Below are 18422 nucleotides of genomic sequence, written 5' to 3'. Positions count from 1 at the left end.
CGCCTGCGGCCCGGAACGCCGCCGGCCCCGGCACAGGCCGGCCGCGCCTGCCGCGCCTAGACTCCCTTGGCGCAGATCGCCAGGAGCTGGGGGCCGTAGCGGTGCAGCTTGGTCTCCCCCACCCCGCGCACGCGCGCCAGCTGGTCCAGGTCCGTGGGCCGCTGCAGGGCCACGTCCTGCAGGGTGGCGTCGTGGAAGATCGTGTAGGCGGGCTTGCCCTGGGCCTTGGCCTCGGCGGCGCGCCACTCCACCAGCTCCTCGAACAGGACCAGGGTGGCGGCGTCGGCGTCCAGGCTGAAACGCTCGCGCCGCTCGCGCGCCGCAGCGCGCCCGGTGCGCTGCGGCGTGACGTCACTGGGCCAGATCCCGTTCAGGAAGCGACTGGGCTTGCGCGACCCCCGCCCGCCACTGTGGCGAGCGCGGGCGTACGACAGGCGCAGGTGCTCGCGGGCGCGCGTGATCCCCACGTAGAGCAGGCGGCGTTCCTCCTCGATGGACTCGGGCAGCTCGGCCAGCGAGATCGGCAACAGTCCGTCGCTGAGCCCGGCCAGGAACACCGCGTCCCACTCCAGGCCCTTGGCGGCGTGCAGGGAGGCCAGGGTGACGCCCTCCACGGTGGGGGCGTGCTGGGAGGCGGCCCGCTCCTCCAGTTCGGCCACGAAGGCGGGCAGGTCTAGGCCCCGCTCCTCGTGGAGGGTGGCGGCCAGCTCGTCCAGGGCGCGCAGGGACTCCCAGCGCTCGCGCACGGCCCCGCGCGCGGCCGGGGGCTGCTCGCTCCAGCCCAGGCTGGTCAGCACCTCCCGCACCGCGGTGGGCAGCGCCTCGGTGGCGGAGTTCGCGTTCGAGCGCAGCAGCAGCATGGCCTCGCGCACCTCCGGGCGGGCGAAGAACCGCACCCCGCCGTGCATGACGTAACCGATCCCGGCGGCGGAGAGCGCGTCCTCGAACGCCTGCGACTGCCCGTTGGTGCGGTACAGGATCGCGATCTCGGAAAGGGGCACGCCCTTGCTGGCCAGGTCCGCCACCTGCGCGGCGATCCCGCTGGCCTCTGCGGCGTCGTCCGAATAGACCTCGAACTCCACCGGCACGGAGGAGGGCCGCTGCGCCACCAGCTTCACCGCACCGGGCAGGCGCGCCCCGGCCCCGGCCTTTTCCAGCACGGTGTTGGCCAGGCTGACCACCTGCGGGGTGGAGCGGTAGTCGCGCACCAGCTGGATCGTGCGCGCCCCCGGGTAGCGGCGCGCGAAGCCGGTCAGGTAGCGCGGGGAGGCGCCGGTGAAGGAGTAGATGGTCTGGGCCACGTCCCCCACCACGCAGATGTCGCGCCGCTCCCCCAGCCAGGAGTCCAGCAGGGACTGCTGCAGCGGGGAGACGTCCTGGTACTCGTCCACCACGAACACGCTGTACTGGTTGCGCACCGCCCGCACGATGTCCTCGCGCTCCAACAGGATGCCCTTGAGCACCAGCAGCACGTCCTCGAAGTCCAGCACGTTGCGCTCGTGCTTAGCGATCTCGTAGAGCTCCAGCAGTTGGGCCACGCGCCCCGGCTCCAGCCCGGCCGGTGCCTCCCGCCCCGCCGTGCGCAGCGCGTCCGCGTAGTCCTGCGGCCCCACCAGGCTCACCTTGGCCCACTCGACCTCGCTGGCCAGGTCCCGCACCGTGGTCTTGTCCGTGGCCAGGCCCATGCGGGCGGCGGCCGCCGCTACCAGGGGCGCCTTGTGTTCCTGCAGCGGGGGCCGCTGCCCGCCCACTGCGCTGGACCAGAAGTGCGTCAGTTGGCGCAGGGCGGCGGAGTGGAAGGTGCGGGCCTGCACCTTGGACACGCCCAGCGTTCCCAGCCGCGAGCGCATCTCCCCGGCGGCGCGGGAGGTGAAGGACAACGCCAACACCGAGGCGGGCAGGTACTCCCCCGTGGCCACGCCGTAGGCGATGCGGTAGGTGATCGCCCGCGTCTTGCCGGTGCCCGCGCCGGCCAGCACGCACAGCGGCCCGCGCAGGTGGGTGGCCACCTCGCGTTGGTCCGGGTCCAGTGCCTCCAGCAGAGCCTGCGCATCCCCAGCTATTTGAGCCATTTTTCCTCCTGGCTTTCCATCATGCCAGGCCCCACTAACATTGCTCGGCCAGCCAGCTTTCGATCAACAGGCGGGCCACCGACGCCCCGCGCGGCAGCCGCAGCTGCCCGCTGGCGGTCAGGGCGCGCACCTGGGCGCGCGTGTAGAAGTCCGCCTGCGTCACCTCCACGCCGTCCACGGCCACCTGCCCGGTCACGCGCGCCGTGAAGGCCAGCATGAGCGAGCGCGGGAACGGCCACGGCTGGGAGGTGACGTAGCTGAGCGAGGTCACCTCCAGCCCCACCTCCTCGCGGGCCTCGCGCCGCACGGTGGACTCCAGCGACTCTCCCGGGTCCACGAAACCGGCGATCACGCTGCGCCACCCGGGCCGGTGACGCGGCCCGCTGGCCAGCAGCAGGCGGTCGTCCTGGTCCAGCAGCGCCACGATGATGGCGGGATCCACGCGCGGGAACACGGCCGCCCCGCAGCCCGTGCACCGCCGCGCCCACCCCTGCTCGCTCATCTGGCTGGGCCGCCCGCAGGAGGGGCAAAAACCGTGCGAGGTGTGGAACGCCGCCAGCGCGCAGCCCGCCACCGCCGCGGCACAGTCCACCGCCCCCAACTGCTGCGCCACGTCGGCCAGCCCCGCCCAGTCCGGGCCCTCCTGCGCCACCATCCGCACAAACAGCGGCCGATTCTCCAGGTTTTGGTGGCCGACGTTGCCGCCCGCCTGTCCCAGAGGCGGCCGCGCGGAGAGGCGGCCGGCGGCAGCGTCGTCCACCCCAAGGTCGAACGAATCGGCGCCGGCGGAGAGGGCGGCCAGGGAGCGGCCCAGGTAGATGTCTGACTCGGTGGGGCCGCTCAGCCAGCGCAGCCCGGTCCCGGCGGCGTCCAGGGGGACCTTGCCGGTGGGGGAAACGGGCAGGACTTGGGCGAGTGGGTCGGCCAGCGCCAGGCCCACGGCGGCGGGGTCCCGGTAGGGCTTGACGAAGCCGGAGCGCGACAGGATCGGAGCGAACACCTCTAAAGGGTGTCACATGCTCGCCACCGCCCTTCGCCACCTTGCCTGTTTCAAACAGGGGTATAGGGCGGGGCAAGAGGACTAGGGTGAGACGAGCAGCTCAACACTGCATCCCTTTTATCAATGACGCTGAAAGGTGAAAAGTGCCCATCCAACGCAAACCAGTAGCGCTGCTGGCCGCAATGGCCGCAGCCTTTAGCGCACTGGTCTCACCCGCCTTCCTGGCCACGCCGGCCCTGGCTGATGAGACCCTTCCCGAGGTATTCCCCGCCCCGATCTCGATGACCGCCAACACCACCTCGGTGGCGTTGAAGGGAGCGGTAACCATCGTTGCCCCCGCCGACGCGGACGCCCCCACGATCCGCGTCCTGCGGGAGATCGTGCAGGCAGCGGGCGGCACGGCCACCGTGGCCCAGGCCATGCCCACCAGCGGCACCGCGATCCTGCTCTCCCTGGACGGCACCGGCACCGACGTGACCGCCGCCCTGGCCGCCGCCAGCGTGGAGGGGCCCGCCTCCCTGAAGGCGGAGGGCTACGTCCTTGCCACCACCACCTACCAGAACGTCCCCACCGTGGTGCTGGCCGGTAAGGACGCCGACGGTGCGTTCTACGGCGCCCAGACGCTGCGCCAGCTGGTGGTGGACGGCAACGTGGCGGGCGCTGCGGTGCGCGACAACCCGCTGATGAGCATCCGCGGCACCATCGAGGGCTTCTACGGCATCCCGTGGTCCCACCAGGCCCGCCTGGACCTGATCGAGTTCTCCGGCAAGAACAAGATGAACACGTTCATCTACAGCCCGAAGGACGACCAGCTGGCCCGCCACCAGTGGAAGACGCTCTACCCGGCGGACGAGCTGAACCGGATGGGCGAGCTCATCGAGCGCGCCAACGCCAACCACGTGGACTTCACCTACGTGATCTCCCCCGGTAACACCATCTGCTACTCCCGCCAGGCGGACTACGACCAGGTGGTGGCCAAGTTCGAGCAGATCCGCTCCAAGGGCGGCCACTCCTTCTACGTGGCGTTGGACGACATCAACCCGAGGCTCAACTGCCAGGAGGACCGCGAGAAGTACGGCAACATCCCCAACTGGGGCTTCCTTGCCGTGGCGCAGGCGGAGTTCCTCAACAAGCTGCAGACCGAGTACATCGAGCCCAACAACCTGGACGACCTGCAGACCGTCCCGACCAACTACAACGGCTCTCGGGAGGATCCCTACAAGCGCCAGTTCGGCGAGAAGCTGAACGACAAGGTGCGGGTGCAGTGGACCGGTGAGGGCGTGTTCAGTGACACGATTACCGACGCCTCCGTGCAGGCCGCCGTGCGTTCCTACCGCACCAACCGCCTCTACATCTGGGACAACTTCCCGGTCAACGACGGCCAGCGCAACCGCCTGTTCCTCAACCCCCTGGACGGGCGCTCCCCCAACCTCTACAAGTACATCGAGGGCTTCACCGCCAACCCGATGATCCAGCCCTACGCCTCCCTGATCTCGCTGGCGGGCTACGCGGACTACACGTGGAACCCGCCCGCCTACAACCCGCAAAAGACCTACAAGCGGATCCTGGATGAGCTGGCCGGACCGGACCCGCAGGTGCGCAAGGCGCTGGAGGTATTCGCCGACGTCAACCAATCTTGGCGCCCCTACCGTCCCAACTCCCCGCTGGCTCCCCAGTTCACCGCCGACCTGCAGTCCTTCCGCGCGGGCAACAAGCAGCCGCTGCTGGACCGCCTCCAGGTGCTCTCCGAGCTGCCGGAGGTGCTGGCGCAGATGGACAACAAGGGCTTCGTGACCGACGCCCAGGGCTGGATCGAGTCCGCCGCCTGGTGGGCCGCCAGCCTGGGGAACCTGATCGCGGCCAACGACGCCGTCAAGGCCGGCACCGGCGAGGCGGTGGCGACCGGGGTAACGGCCGGGGTTGTCTACCACGACCTGACCCTCCAGCCGACCGTGGACGACATGCGCGAGGACTCCGTCTTGCAGAAGGCAGTCATCGTCCCCTCCGTGGGCGACACGCGCTTCGACGAGCTGAAGGCCGAGCTGTTCCCGCCGCTGGACGCCTGGCTGGGCGCCACCCCGATGCCGGGCGCTGCCGCCTACTCCGCTCAGCCCAGCACCAACATGGGCCAGTACAGCAACAACTCCCCGGCCAAGGCCGTGGACGGCAACCCGGACACCCTGTGGTGGTCCAACACCGCGGGTGACACCGGCCGCTACTTCCAGCTGGACCTGGGCTCGGTTAAGACCATCGGCTCCATCAAGCTGCAGCAGTCCGACAACGACACCGCCACCAGTGGAGACATGATCTACAGCGGCGTCATCGAGGTTTCCGCCACGGGCGACTCCTGGAAGCAGGTGGGCACCGTCTCCAACCAGCCGGTGGTTCACCTGCAGCTGGCCACCCCGGAGGAGGCCCGCTTCGTTCGCTTGCGCGCCACCAGCAACAACCCGGGTGGCAAGTGGGTGAAGATCCGCGAGTTCCAGGTGGCCGGCACGGTCACCTCGTTCTCCACCACCTTCGAGGCCGCCTCCGGCACGGTGCTGTCCGTCGCTGATGGCAAGCTGGAGACCGGCTTCATGGCCCCCGTGACCCAGGACAAGGGCACGATCACCCGCCAGATCCAGGCGGGCACGACCCCGAAGTTCGCCACGGTGGTTGGCATGGGTAAGGGCAAGATCGAGGCCCAGGTGGCCGGTGAGTGGGCACAGATCGGCACGATCGACTCCGACGAGTCCCTGCACGAGGCCGCCATCCCGGCCGGGGCCACGGCGGTTCGCCTGGACTTCACCGGGCCGGACCCGGTGATGGTGCAGGAGTTCGCTCTGCGCACCGGCCCGGCGCTGGACGGCACCACGCCGCCGACCCCGGAGCCCACGCAGAGCGCGACCCCGGAACCGACCCAGAGCGCGACCCCGGAGCCCACGCAGAGCGCCACCCCGGAGCCGACCCAGAGCGCGACCCCGGAACCGACCCAGAGCGCGACCCCGGAGCCCACGCAGAGCGCGACCCCGGAGCCGACCCAGTCCGCCACCCCGGAGCCCACGCAGTCCGCCACCCCGGCCCCGCAGCCGCCGATGAAGCGCTTCGAGGGCACGGACCGGATCGACACGGCCCTGAAGATCGCTGGCGACAAGGCCACCACGGTGGTCCTGGCGAACGCGTGGGCGCCCGCTGACGGCCTGGTGGCGACCCCGCTGGCCGACGCGCTCGACGCCCCGCTGCTGCTGACCGGCCGCGAGCTGGACCCCCGCGTGGAGCGATGGCTCGCTGACGCGAAGGTGGAGCGCGTGGTGGTCATGGGCCAGACCGGCTCCATCTCCGCCGCGGCGGAGAACAAGCTGGTCGGCATGGGCATCGTCGTGGACCGCGTGGGTGGCCCCACCCGGTACGCCACCTCGGTGCTCGCAGCTGCGGAGATGGAGCGCGCCACCGGCGAGGTGGCGATGCGGGCGTTCGTGGTCAACGGCGAGTCCATGGCCGACGCCTTGGCCGCCGGCCCCGTCGCCGCCAAGGAGGACCTGCCGATCCTGCTGGTCGCCAACAGCGCCCACTCGCAGGCGAGCGTGAACTACCTGCGCCAGAACGGCATCGCCGCCCTGGCCGTGGGTGGCGGCGCCGCCCGCGACCTGCAGGCGGTGGGGGTGCGCCCGGCGGTGGTCGTGGCGGGCACCGACCGTTACGACACGGCCGCTTCGCTGGCCACGCGCTTCATGCCCTCGGCGCAGCTGGTGGGTATCGCCAACGGCTCGTCCCTGGTGGACGCCCTGGCGGGCGGCGTGGACGTGGCCAAGGACCAGGGTGTGCTGCTGTTCACCCGCTCCAACACGGTCCCGGGCACCACGGCGGACTTCGTCAAGGCCAGCGGCGCTAAGGCCATCCGCCTCTACGGCGGCACTACGTCGCTGGACACCAACGTGCAGCAGGAGCTGGAGCGGCTCGTGAAGTAGCCGCGTGCTCCCAAAGCGCGCCCGGTGGGGCGGTCGGCGTGAGGCCGGCCGCCCCACCGGCGTCTTTCCGTGCCACACTTTCCCTGGCGAAAGGAGAAGAAATGAGCGACGTCGTACTGGAGGAGGGCCAGCTGGCCCCCGACTTCACGCTCCCGGTGGCCGGCGGTGGCACCGTCACGCTGAGCGAGGAGCTGACCAAGCACGCCCGAGGGGTGGTGGTCTACTTCTACCCCAAGGCCTCCACGCCGGGCTGCACCAAGCAGGCCTGCGACTTCACCGACTCCTTTGCCGGCTTCAAGGCCGCCGGTTACGGCGTCATCGGCATCTCCCCCGATTCCGTGGCCGCCCAGGACCGCTTCGCCGAGAAGTACTCCGTGCCCTTCGCGCTGGCCTGCGACGAGGACAAGGCGGTCTCGGCCGCCTGGGGCACGTGGGGTGAGAAGAAGAACTACGGGCGCATCTTCCTGGGCATCCGCCGCTCCACCTTCGTGGTGGCACCGGACGGGACCCTGACGAAGGTGGCCTACAACGTCAAGGCCACCGGCCACGTGGCCCGACTGCGCAAGGAGCTGGGGATCTGATGGGCGAGCAGGCAAGTAACCAGGCGGCCGTGGGCGCGGGGCGGGCGGAGGCAACGTCGTCCACCGCATCCTTCCGGCGCGCGGACGGGCGGCGCACAAACAAGCTGCGCCCGGTGCGCATCACCCGCAACTGGCTGGACAACGCCGAGGGCAGCGTTTTGATCGAGTTCGGTGGCACGCGCGTGCTGTGCGTGGCCTCGTTCACCGCCGGGGTGCCCAGGTGGAAGAAGGACTCGGGCGAGGGCTGGGTGACGGCCGAGTACGCGATGCTGCCGCGCGCCACCTCCACCCGCTCGCAGCGCGAGAGCGTCAAGGGCAAGATCGGCGGGCGCACCCACGAGATCTCGCGGCTGATCGGTCGTTCCCTGCGCGCCATCATCGACCTGCAGGCGCTGGGCGAGAACACGATCGTGGTGGACTGCGACGTGTTGCAGGCCGACGGCGGCACCCGCACCGCCTCCATCACCGGCGCCTACGTGGCGCTGGCTGACGCGGTGGCCTGGGGTGTCGCGGCCGGGCACATCAACCCGGTGGCCGGCCGGCCCGTGCTGAAGGACTCGGTGGCGGCGATCTCCGTGGGCGTGGTGGACGGGCGGGCCTGCCTGGACCTGCCGTACGTGGAGGACGTCGCGGCGGACACGGACATGAACGTGGTGGTCACGGGCAGCGGCGACTTCGTGGAGGTGCAGGGCACCGCTGAGGGCGTGCCGTTCAAGCGCGCCGAGCTGGATGAGCTGCTAGACCTGGCCCTGGCCGGCACCAGCGAGCTGGCGCGCCTGCAAAGGGCCGCGCTGGAGGGCAACTGGGACGTCACCGAGGGCGGCGCCAGCCCCGATGGCGAGGAGTGGGGCGTCGACGCGCAGGACGGGGAGGACACCGAGTGAAGCGCGTAGTCCTGGCCACCTTCAACGAGCACAAGGCCAGCGAGGTCCAGGCGATCTTCACCGACCTGGGGGTGGAGGTGGAGGTGGTTTCCGCCGCCTCCCTGGGCCTGTCCTCCCCCGTGGAGGACGGCGTGACCTTCGAGGCCAACGCGCTGCTCAAGGCCCGCGCCGCCTTCGCGGAGTGCGGCCTGCCGGTGCTGGCCGACGATTCCGGCATCTGCGTGGACGTACTGGGCGGCGCGCCGGGCGTGTTTTCTGCCCGCTGGTCCGGTGGCGCAGGCGTGGTGGAGAACACCGACCTGCTTTTGCGCCAGTTGGCCGACGTCCCACCGGCCCACCGTGGGGCGCAGTTTGTGGCCGTGGTGGCCCTGGTGGCGCCCGGCGCTGACGGCCGGCCGGTGGAGCAGGTGGTGCGCGGCGAGATCGCGGGCAACCTGACCTACGAGCGCCGGGGCGAGGGCGGCTTTGGCTACGACCCGATCTTCGTTCCGATCGGCTACGAGGTCACCACTGCGGAGCTGAGCGCGCAGGAGAAGAACCGTATCTCCCACCGCCGCCGGGCGCTGGAGGCGATCGCTCCCTACGTGAGGGCGCTGCCCTAGCGGGCCGCCCGCCCGGCCAGGGCAGTGGCCGGGCGAGAACGCGCGGGCCGGGCGCCTCGAAGGAGCCCTGCCAGGCGGTTTGGCGGGGCGGGGCGGCAGCGTCGTCCCCCACTCCTCTCCCAAAGCGGTCAGGGGCGGGGCACCACCGGTGCCCCGCCCCTGACCGCGCCCGCGCCGCCTATCAGCCGGTGTTTTGCAGGCCGGCGGCCACGCCCTTGAGCGTCAGGCTCATCAGGCGCGCGGCGGCCTGGGTGTCCGCGCCGCCGCGCAACTGGGTCAGGGCGCGCAGCTGCAGGATGGACAGGGCGCTGATGTAGGGGTGGCGCATCTCGATGGCGCGGCGCAGGATCGCCGAGCGGCCCAGCAGGCAGTCCTCTTCCTTGATGGCCATGACGCCGCGCACGGTGCGCTCGTACTCGGCCATGATCCGCTCGGTCAGCTCGGGGCGCTCCCCCAGGGCCAGGTAGCGGCGGGCCAGTTCGGCATCGGCCTTGGCCAGGCTCATCTCGATGTTGTCGATGAGGGCGCGCAGCAGGGGCCAGGAGCGGTAGGCCTCGCGCAGCTCGTCCATGTCCCCCACGGCCTCGATGGCGGCGCCCAGCCCATACCAGGCGGTCAGGTTCAGGCGGGCCTGGCTCCAGGCGAAGTTCCAGGGGATGGCGCGCAGGTCCTCCAGGGACTCGACGTGCAGGCCGCGCCGGGCGGGGCGGGAGCCCAGCTCCAGGTGGCCCACCTCCTCCTGCGGGGTGACCTTGGCGAACCACTGGGCAAAGCCCTCGGCGTGCACCAGGCCCAGGAACTCGGCGCGGGAGGCCTCGTCGAGCACGCTGGCCACGGGGGCGAAGCGCTCGGCGGCGTCGGCCACCTGCTGCTGCAGGGAGGGGATCTGGGCGCGCAGGATGGCGGAGGTAACGTGCTCCAGGTGACGCACGGCGATCTCCGGGTCCCCGTAGCGGGCGTTGATGACCTCGCCCTGTTCGGTGAGCTTGAAGCGCCCGTCCACGGAGTGGGGCGGCTGGGCCAGGATGGCGCGCTCCGCGGGGCCGCCGCCGCGCCCCAGGGCACCTCCCCGGCCGTGGAACAGGGTGAGCACGATGTCGTTGTCCCGCGCCCACTGGGTGATGGCGGCCTGGGCCTGGTAGAGCGCCAGGGTGGCGGCCACGGGACCCACGTCCTTGGCGGAGTCGGAGTAGCCCAGCATGACCTCCAGGCGCCGCCCGTTGGCCTCCAGGCGCTTGCGCACCGGCACCAGCTGGATCATCTGCTCCAGGGTCTGGGTGGCGCCCAGCAGGTCCTCGTGGGTCTCGAACAGCGGGATCACGTCCAGCACCGGCAGGGCCTCGGGGTCGCCCACGGCCCACAGGGCCAGCTCGTGCACCGCCGCGATGTCCGCAGCGGACTTCGTGAAGGAAACGATGTAGCGGCGGCAGGCGTCCACGCCGTAGCGGGCCTGCACCATCGCCATGGTGCGAAACACCTCCAGCACCTCCTCGGCCGCCACGGGTGGGACCGGGTGGTGGCGCGGGTCTGCCAGGTGCAACAGCGCCTTGGCGTGCACGGAGGAGTGCTGCCTGATCTCCATCTCCGCCAGGTGGAAGCCGAATGACTGCACCAGCCAGATGAAGTCCTGCAGCTCCCCGTAGGCGGCGCGCGGGTCCCCGCCGGCCACCAGCGATTCCTGCACGGTGAGCAGGTCCTCCAGCAGTTCCTCCGGGGTGCGGTAGGCCAGGTGGGCGTCGGCCTGGCTGGTGGCCGCCACGCGGCGGGCCACCATGCCCAGCACGCGCCGGTGCGTCTGCCCGGCGCGCGTGGCCGCCACCCCCTCGGCGACCTCGGGGGCCAGGGTGCGTTGGCGGGCCCACAGGGCGCGCAGCGGCCCGGAGGGCGGGGTGAAGGAGTCGTCCACTGTGAGGGTGCGCGCCAGGTGGCGGGCCTTGTCCTCCAGCACGGAGAGGATGGACTGGTGGGCGCGCTGCGCGGCGTCGCGGGTGACGCGCGCGGTGACGTAGGGGTTGCCGTCGCGGTCACCGCCGATCCAGGTGCCCAGGCGCACGAACCCGTGCTTGAGGGTGGCCTCGGTGCCGGCGTTGGCACCGGAGAGGTCGTCGTCAAAGCGCCGGTAGACCTCCGGCAGGGCGGAGACGAAGGTCTGCTCCACCACGGTCAGGGCGCTGCGCACCTCGTCCAGCGGGCTGGGGGCGGCGTCGCGCAGCGGGGCGGTGCGCCACAGCCGGTCCAGGGCCGCCAGCATCGCGGTGCGGTTGCGTTCCAGCGAGCGCGGGCCCAGGCGGGCATCGTCACGAGCGTCCAAGAGCTCGGAGATGGCGCGCACGGCCTCGAAGACGGAGCGGCGGCGCGCCTCGGTGGGGTGGGCGGTGAAGACGGGCCGGAACTCGATGCCGGCCAGCTCGGCGCGGGCCCGCTCGCTGCCCACCTCGGCCTCCAGGTCCAGGTAGGCCTTTGCCATGGTGCCCACGTGCCCGGCCTGCTCGGCGTTGCGGCGGATCAGGCGGACGCGTTCGCGTTCCTCGCACAGGTTGGCGATGTGGAAGTAGCAGGTAAAGGCGTGGGCCACGTGCTCGGCGCGCTCCTGCTCCAGGCCGGCCACGTAGGCCACCGCCTCGTCAGTCCATTTGGTGGCGGCGTCGCCGGCACCGTTGACGGTGGAGGCGGTGGCGCGCTGCGCTAGTGCCAGCAGGTGGTCGACGTCGGACAACAGGCCCGTTCCCCCGTACTCGACCACGATCTGGTCAAGCAGGGAGTTGAGGAGGGCAAGGTCGGAGAGCACCTTGCTTTCGATCTGCTCTGCTTGTGGGGACGCAGCTTGTTCAACCATGCTTTCAGGTTAGCGCGCGCCACCAACATTCATGCGGCCTATCTCAACGCAGCCCGTTTCGCTGGCCGACGTTCCACCCGCCGCAGCGAGAAAGCCGCGCCCCGACGGGAGGGAAATGGCCGACGTCCCACCCGCCGCAGCGAGAAAGCCGCGCCCCGGCGGAGGGGGCAGGCCGCGCCTCCACAGGCCGCGACAAGGAGAGGGCCGGCGGCAACGTCGGACTAGAACTCGAAGGTATCCCCGGGCAGCGCGACGCTAATCGGGCCGGCGTAGGTGGCGCGGGCCTCCCCGGCGGTCTCCTGCTTGTCGGTCCACGGCTGAATGTGGGTCAAAACCAGGTGCTTGGCGGCTGCGTCCGTGGCCAGCTCGCCGGCGCGCTTGCCGGTCAGGTGCACGCCCGGCCCGATGCCGTGGCGCTCCAAGAAGGCGGCCTCGGAGAGCAACAGGTCGGCACCGGCGGCGGCAGCCAGCACGCCCTCACAGCGGTCGGTGTCCCCCGTGTAGGTGAACACGGCGCTGGCGCGGGCGGGGTCAACCGAGGGCCCCTCCACGCGCAGCGAGTAGGCCTCCACCGGGTGCTCGGCCCGGAACGCGGTGATCCGGAACGGCCCGGCCTCGATGGTCTGACCCACCTGCCACTGGCCCAGCTCGAACTCGGCGCTGTAGTCGCTCACGTCGGTGTCCCCACTCACGCCCAGCATCCGCTGGGTGAGGTTAGAGGGCCCCCACAGCCGGGTGCGCGGCAGGTGCCCCTCCGGGTGCCACTTGCGGTAGACCTGGTGCCCAATCAGGTCCACCATGTGGTCGGCGTGGCAGTGCGAGATACCAATGAAGTCCAAGTCGACGGGGTCAAGGTAACGCAGCAGGGCGCCGTTGCCGCCCGGCCCCATGTCGAAGACCGCAGAGTAGGTGCGCCCGGCGTGCGGCGCCTGCAACAGGTAGCAGGAAGCCGGACTGTCCGGCCCGCACATGGAACCGGAGGAGCCGATGATCGTGAGCTTCATTCCTGCATCCCTCCGACGTTGGGGCCTAGAAAGCGCCCAGCTAGGCGCAAGAATGGCTCGCGCTGCCCGGTCGATGCCCACGTGTGGGTGGGCGCACCGGCTTCCGGCGAGCGCAGCAGGTCGTGGTTGACCAGTTCGCGGTAGACGTCCTTGGCGGTCTCCTCAGAGCTGGAGACCAGGGAGACGCCGTCGCCCATGACGTAAGAGATCACTCCCGTGAGCAGCGGGTAGTGCGTGCAGCCCAGCACCAGGGTGTCCACGTCCGCCTCCTGGATGGGGGCCAGGTACTCGCGGGCCACCTCCAGCAGCTCCGGCCCGGCGGTGGTGCCGTTCTCCACGAACTCCACAAAGCGCGGGCAGGCCGCCTGGGTGATCTGCAGCGAGGGGGCGGCCGCGAACGCGTCCGGGTACGCCCGGGAGGAAACGGTGGCCTGGGTGCCGATCACGCCGATGCGCCCGGTGGAGGTGGTGGCCACGGCGCGGCGAACGGCCGGGCGGATCACCTCCAGCACGGGGATGCCGGCGTCGATGGCGTAGCGCTCGCGCGCGTCGTGCAGCACGGCGGCGGAGGCGGAGTTGCAGGCGATCACCAGCAACTTGACGCCCTCGCTGACCAGGCGGTCCATCACCTCCAGGGCGAGTTCGCGCACGTGGGCGATCGGCTTAGGACCGTAGGGGCTGTTGGCGGTGTCCCCGATGTAGTAGATCGATTCCCCCGGCAACTGATCCAGCACGGCCCGGGCCACCGTTAGCCCGCCCACGCCGGAGTCAAAAATACCGATAGGAGCATCATTCATGACATTTGACGGTAACGGGCGGGAGCGGTTGTGCCCACGTTTGTGCCTAGTGAGACGGCCCACGCGCGCCGCGTTGTGACGCCATTGACGTAACGGATCGTTGGAATCTCGCGGTTGCCCCCACCTGCTGGTGGCAGATTTCATTCAGAGCCAATCCGTGACCTACGACCCAGGTTTGGCTTGTTCTAACCGCTATGTGCGATAGCCTCGAGGCTATGGCGCTTCCTGAGTCAACCGCGTTTCTGACCGACATGTACGAGCTGACGATGCTGAAGAGCTCGTTGGCTAATGGCACGGCCCACCGCCGCAGCGTCTTTGAGATGTTCGGCAGGCGACTGCCGGCGACGCGCCGCTACGGCGTGGTGGCCGGCACCGGCCGCGTGCTGGACGCGATAGAGAACTTCACTTTCTCCGGCAAGCAGATCGACTGGCTCGCCGGGCGCGGCTTCCTGGACGACGCCACCCTGGACTACCTGCGCGAGTTCCGCTTCTCCGGCAACATTCGCGGCTACGCCGAGGGCGAGTGCTACTTCCCCGGCTCCCCGCTGATGGTGGTTGAGGGCACCTTTGCCGAGGCGGTGCTGCTGGAGACCGTGCTGCTGTCCATCTACAACTACGACTGCGCGGTGGCCAGCGCCGCCTCCCGCATGACCACCGCCGCCCACGGGCGCCCCTGCCTGGACATGGGCGCGCGCCGCACCCACGAGCACTCCGCCGTGGCCGCCGCCCGCGCCGCCGTGGTGGGTGGTTTTGTGGGCACCTCCCTGCTGGAGGCCGGGCAGCAGTACGAGATTCCCACCATCGGAACCTCCGCGCACTCCTTCACTCTGCTGCACGATTCCGAGCAGGACGCCTTTGCCGCGCAGGTGGCCGCCCTGGGACCGGGCACCACCCTGCTGGTTGACACGTACGACGTTGAGCGCGGCGTGGAAAGAGCAGTCGCCGCAGCGCGCGCCGCCGGTGGGGAGCTTGGCGCCGTCCGCCTGGACTCCGGTGACCTGGTTGCCCAGGCCATCAAGGTGCGCCAGCAGCTGGACGCGCTGGGGGCCACCTCCACCAAGATCACCGTCACCTCCGACCTGGACGAGTACGCCATCGCCGCCCTCGGCGCCGCCCCCGTGGACTCCTACGGCGTGGGCACGCGCCTCGTGACCGGCTCCGGCGTGCCCACCGCCGCCCTGGTCTACAAGCTGGTGGCCCGCGAGGACGACGAGGGCGTGATGCACGACGTCGCCAAGTTCTCCGGCCAGAAGAAGACGGTGGGCGGCCAGAAGCTGGCCGGCCGCATCAGCGTGGACGGCCGCGCCACCGAGGAACTGGTGGTCTCCTTCGACGAGCCCGGCCAGGCCCAGCGCGCCCTCACCGAGGCCGGGGCGCGCCCCCTGCACGTGGACCTGGTGGTGGGCGGCAACGTGGTGGAGGAGCACCGCGGGCCCGGCGCCCTGCGCGTGGCCGCCCAGCGGCACAAGGCCTCCCGCGCCGAGCTTCCCTACGACGGCTGGCGCCTCTCCCAGGGCGAGCCGGCCATCCCCACCCGCCACCTGGACCTGTCCAGCTCCACCGCCACCCAGCGCTGAGCCTGGCCTGGGTCTGGTCTGGGTCCAGGGCCATGGCCGGGGCCAGGCTCGGCTGGGGCTGGGCCGGTGTGCGGGGCCAGGATCCGGGGCCAGAACCAGGCTCGGCTGGGGCTGGGCCGGCGTGCGGGCCGGGTCAGGCTAGATCAGAGCCAGGCCGGCGTGCGCAACCGATTGCGCCTTTGTTGCTCCCGTTGAGCCCTTGTTGTACCGGTCGTGGCTTTGTTGTAGCTCTTGTGGCGCTACGACAACGATTAACGCCTCAATAGGTCACCCAAAGGCGCAAGAGCTGCAACAAAGGCTCAAACACTGCAACAAAGGCTCAACTGGTTGCGCAAGGTCCCCGGCTCGGCGGCCAGCCGCTGCCCATCGACGGGTCTACCTCCACTTGCCCAGGTACCCCCGGGCCCCTCGCCGTTGGCTGCGACGCCCACTCCTGCCCGCTCGGCACCACCTTGCGGGCCCGACGCACGCACCTGCCCGTGCCGTCCTCGCGCTCAGCCGCCGCCTACCCGATCGAGACCCAGCTGACCTGGGGCAGGTGGATCGTCAGCGGCGGCATGCCGCTGCCCGGCGCGGGGGCAAGGTCAAGGAAGTCCTTGCCCGCGAAAGCCACCTGCCCGGTGCGCACTCCTTGGCAACCCACCACCACGCGGGCGTTGACGCGCGCGGCCTGCCGCAACACCGAGCCCAGGCTCTGGTTTGCGCGCGAACCGGCCGGCACCTGACCCGCCGGGGGCAGTCCTTGCACCGTGCACAGCGCGGCCAGGCTGACGAAGACCTGCTGCATGCCGCAGTTGAGGTGCACGTAGTGGCGGGTGACCGCGCTGACCGTGCCACGAAAGCTGCCCTCGTCTCGAGAAGTGAGCGCCACTTCCTGTCCCACTGCGGCTGCGAGCCTGCCGGCCAGGGCCAACTCGGCGCGCTCCGCCTCCAGGATTTCCGCCAGTTCCTGCGCCAGTTCCAGTCTCGCCTGGGCGTCGAGGCGGCTGGAGAGGTCCTGAAGTAGGTGCTCGATTTCCATAAAGCAAAGCCTACTCCTTGACACCGTCCGGAATGTACTCCACTCTAAATGTACGAACTGACACGAACTGACACGTACTTGGAGTTCAAATGCGTAGAGGGACGAATCCGCTGCTAGGAGGGCTCGCCGCAGGCGTGGGCCTGGCGGTCGCCACTGCCCTCTGCGTCGCCGGCCTGAAGGACGGCCTGGCCCAGATGGGCACCAACAACCCATCCGCGGCGTTCGAGGGCGCCGTCGTCACCGCCCTCTGCTCCGCCGGCCTGGCCGTGTCGGCCTGGGCGGCGCTGACCCTCCTGCTCTCGCTGGGAACTTGGCTGTTCCCGCAGGCGGTAGGGCTGGCGCGCCTGCTGGAGGACGTCGGCTTCCCCTGGCTCAAGCGTCTGGGCCGCCAGGCCAGCCTCTCTGCGGCGGCCGGCGGGCTCGGCTTCGCCCTGGCGGTGTCGCCCAGCCTGGCCACCGCCACCGACTCCTCCCCCGCCACTGAGGCTGCAGCGACGGTCGAAGCACCCCAGTTGGTGCCCGCACTCGGCTCGCAGCAGTGGCGCCAGGCAGCCCTGCCCAGCCTGACCCAGCCCCCGCAGGACCTCACCACCGCCCCGCAGGTCCTCACCGCCGCCCCGCAGGACCTCACCGCCACCCCACAGGACTTCACCGCCGCCCCGGCCGGGCTCGATTGGCCTGCCGCAGCGTTCGACCAGGCCGCACAGGCGCCTAAGCCGTCGACGGAGCCGACGTCGCTGCCGAGCCAGACCCCCGCCGCCCTGCCCGCTCCCCACGCCTCCGCCACCATGCCGACGTGGTTGGAGTCCGACGTTGCCGTGACACCGCCCGCCACCACCTGGCCGGCACCTGTCCCGCCCTCGGACGCCTCCGAGCGCACCGAGCTGCCCACCTGGCTGGCCCAGGATGCGCACGACGCTGCCGCCCGCCCGTTTGCCGACACGCCGGGGGCCCTGCCCACCGCCAAGGCGCAGGACGCGCCCTCCGCCGGAGACGAGGAGCTGCCCTCCCTGAACTGGCCCGCCCCGCAGGGGCCTGCCGCGCCCGTGGCGAGCAGCCCGCAGACCGCCCCGGCCACCCCGGCCGCCGATCCGGCGAACGCCATCCAGGGCCAGGCGCCGTCCCTGCCCGCGCAGGCGCCCGGTGCCCACCCGAACCTCCAGCCTGCCCCCTCCACCCCGCTCGTCCCGATCGGTTTTCCCGGTCGCAGCGTGGTGGCCGGCAGCCCTGTCGCTTCCCTCTCCCCTGTGTCCGCCGTCGCCACGTCCCCCGCTTCTGCGCCAAGCGCGACGGCAGCGCCGGGCCTCGTCACCCCACTCGAGTCGGCCGCCCGGGTACACCTGGTCGCCCCCGGCGAGAGCCTGTGGAGCATCAGCGCCGAGCTGCTACCCGGCGCAAGCGACGCCCAGATCGACGAGGCCTGGCGCGCGATCTACGCCTTCAACCGAGCCCAGATCGGCTCTGACCCCAACCTGATCCTGCCCGGCCAGCACTTGGTCATTCCGGACGGAGTTTTGTCATGATCAACCTCGCTGTTAAGCAACGCCACACCCCCGCCCCGACTCCGGCGCACTACCCGCGTCCCGCCCAGGCCCCGGCCCGCCCGGCCAGCGCCGGCATGACGTCAGCCGGCGGCTCGCGCCAGCTTCCCGACGCCGGCCTGTGGGGAGCCAACCTGGCCCGCGCGTGCATCGAGGCGATCCTGTGCAAGCGGGACGCCGGACAGCTGGCCCGCTGGCTCACCCCGGAACTGCACGCCGTCATCGTGCGCCGCGCCGGGCTCCACCACCGGCTCAAGGGCGTCAGCGCCGCCCCCGTCAACGTGGTGGGCTACCACAGCTTCCAGCTGCCCACCGGCGAATACGAGCTGAGCGTGACCGTCTACGACGGCCACCGCGCCCGCGCGGTCGCCCTGCGCCTGGAGGCCTACCGCTCGCGCTGGCTGGTCACCGCCCTAGAGATCGGCTAACACCCAACAAGCAGAAAGGGGCGGCGGGAGCGATCGATGATCGCTCCCGCCGCCCCCATTCTCGACGCTTGCGCAAGCCCCTATCTCAGCGCTCGCACAGCCTCCTTCTCAGCGCTTTCGCAGTTCGGT

General features: G+C 70.9%; 13 protein-coding genes. 7 read left to right on the top strand and 6 right to left on the bottom strand.

What is annotated here, in order from left to right:
* Positions 1-56: 56 nt before the first annotated feature.
* Positions 57-2072 (bottom strand): ATP-dependent helicase, encoded by a 2016-nt coding sequence (locus ABYF38_RS07305; RefSeq protein ID WP_371151730.1) that lies wholly within the window; start codon positions 2070-2072, stop codon positions 57-59.
* Between the two features lie 34 nt (positions 2073-2106).
* Positions 2107-3072 (bottom strand): NAD(+) diphosphatase, encoded by a 966-nt coding sequence (nudC, locus tag ABYF38_RS07300; protein ID WP_371151729.1) that lies wholly within the window; start codon positions 3070-3072, stop codon positions 2107-2109.
* A 143-nt stretch (positions 3073-3215) separates the two neighbouring features.
* Between nudC and ABYF38_RS07295 the strand changes: the two genes are divergently transcribed.
* The 4 genes from ABYF38_RS07295 to rdgB all read left to right on the top strand — a co-directional run bounded on the left by ABYF38_RS07295 (position 3216) and on the right by rdgB (position 9089).
* Positions 3216-7022, top strand: a complete 3807-nt coding sequence (locus ABYF38_RS07295) for a beta-N-acetylglucosaminidase domain-containing protein (protein ID WP_371151728.1) — start codon at positions 3216-3218, stop codon at positions 7020-7022.
* A gap of 101 nt (positions 7023-7123) precedes the next feature.
* Positions 7124-7603 (top strand): peroxiredoxin, encoded by a 480-nt coding sequence (locus ABYF38_RS07290; RefSeq protein WP_371151727.1) that lies wholly within the window; start codon positions 7124-7126, stop codon positions 7601-7603.
* Entirely contained in the window at positions 7603-8487 is an 885-nt protein-coding gene (gene rph / locus ABYF38_RS07285) for a ribonuclease PH (protein WP_371151726.1), read from the top strand. Before ABYF38_RS07290 ends, rph begins: the two co-directional genes overlap by 1 nt.
* Complete coding sequence (gene rdgB / locus ABYF38_RS07280; protein ID WP_371151725.1) at positions 8484-9089, top strand: RdgB/HAM1 family non-canonical purine NTP pyrophosphatase; 606 nt, start codon at positions 8484-8486, stop codon at positions 9087-9089. The genes rph and rdgB overlap by 4 nt, the downstream gene beginning before the upstream one ends.
* A gap of 181 nt (positions 9090-9270) precedes the next feature.
* Here the strand turns inward: rdgB and ABYF38_RS07275 are convergent, their stop codons facing one another.
* The 3 genes from ABYF38_RS07275 to murI form a co-directional block, all read right to left on the bottom strand.
* Positions 9271-11925: a phosphoenolpyruvate carboxylase gene (locus tag ABYF38_RS07275; protein ID WP_371151724.1), complete on the bottom strand. Its 2655-nt coding sequence runs from the start codon at positions 11923-11925 to the stop codon at positions 9271-9273.
* Between the two features lie 221 nt (positions 11926-12146).
* Entirely contained in the window at positions 12147-12929 is a 783-nt protein-coding gene (locus ABYF38_RS07270; RefSeq protein WP_371151723.1) for an MBL fold metallo-hydrolase, read from the bottom strand.
* Positions 12926-13726: a glutamate racemase gene (gene murI, locus ABYF38_RS07265; protein WP_371151722.1), complete on the bottom strand. Its 801-nt coding sequence runs from the start codon at positions 13724-13726 to the stop codon at positions 12926-12928. The genes ABYF38_RS07270 and murI overlap by 4 nt, the downstream gene beginning before the upstream one ends.
* 215 nt (positions 13727-13941) lie before the next feature.
* On the opposite strand from murI, the gene ABYF38_RS07260 reads away from it, so the two are divergent.
* Positions 13942-15303 (top strand): nicotinate phosphoribosyltransferase, encoded by a 1362-nt coding sequence (locus ABYF38_RS07260; RefSeq protein ID WP_371151721.1) that lies wholly within the window; start codon positions 13942-13944, stop codon positions 15301-15303.
* A gap of 505 nt (positions 15304-15808) precedes the next feature.
* Here the strand turns inward: ABYF38_RS07260 and ABYF38_RS07255 are convergent.
* Positions 15809-16324 (bottom strand): hypothetical protein, encoded by a 516-nt coding sequence (locus ABYF38_RS07255; RefSeq protein WP_371151720.1) that lies wholly within the window; start codon positions 16322-16324, stop codon positions 15809-15811.
* Positions 16325-16413: 89 nt separating this feature from the next.
* On the opposite strand from ABYF38_RS07255, the gene ABYF38_RS07250 reads away from it, so the two are divergent.
* Together ABYF38_RS07250 and ABYF38_RS07245 are read left to right on the top strand one after the other, a co-directional pair.
* Positions 16414-17847, top strand: coding sequence for a LysM peptidoglycan-binding domain-containing protein (locus ABYF38_RS07250; protein ID WP_371151719.1), 1434 nt, complete (start codon positions 16414-16416; stop codon positions 17845-17847).
* Complete coding sequence (locus tag ABYF38_RS07245) at positions 17844-18293, top strand: Rv3235 family protein (protein ID WP_371151718.1); 450 nt, start codon at positions 17844-17846, stop codon at positions 18291-18293. The genes ABYF38_RS07250 and ABYF38_RS07245 overlap by 4 nt, the downstream gene beginning before the upstream one ends.
* Positions 18294-18422: the final 129 nt, after the last annotated feature.

The sequence above is a fragment of the Buchananella sp. 14KM1171 genome, from assembly GCF_041380365.1.
In the GTDB taxonomy this organism is placed as follows: domain Bacteria; phylum Actinomycetota; class Actinomycetes; order Actinomycetales; family Actinomycetaceae; genus Buchananella; species Buchananella felis.
Note: the sequence above shows the minus strand (reverse complement) of the source record. Positions and strands in the feature narration are given on the sequence as shown.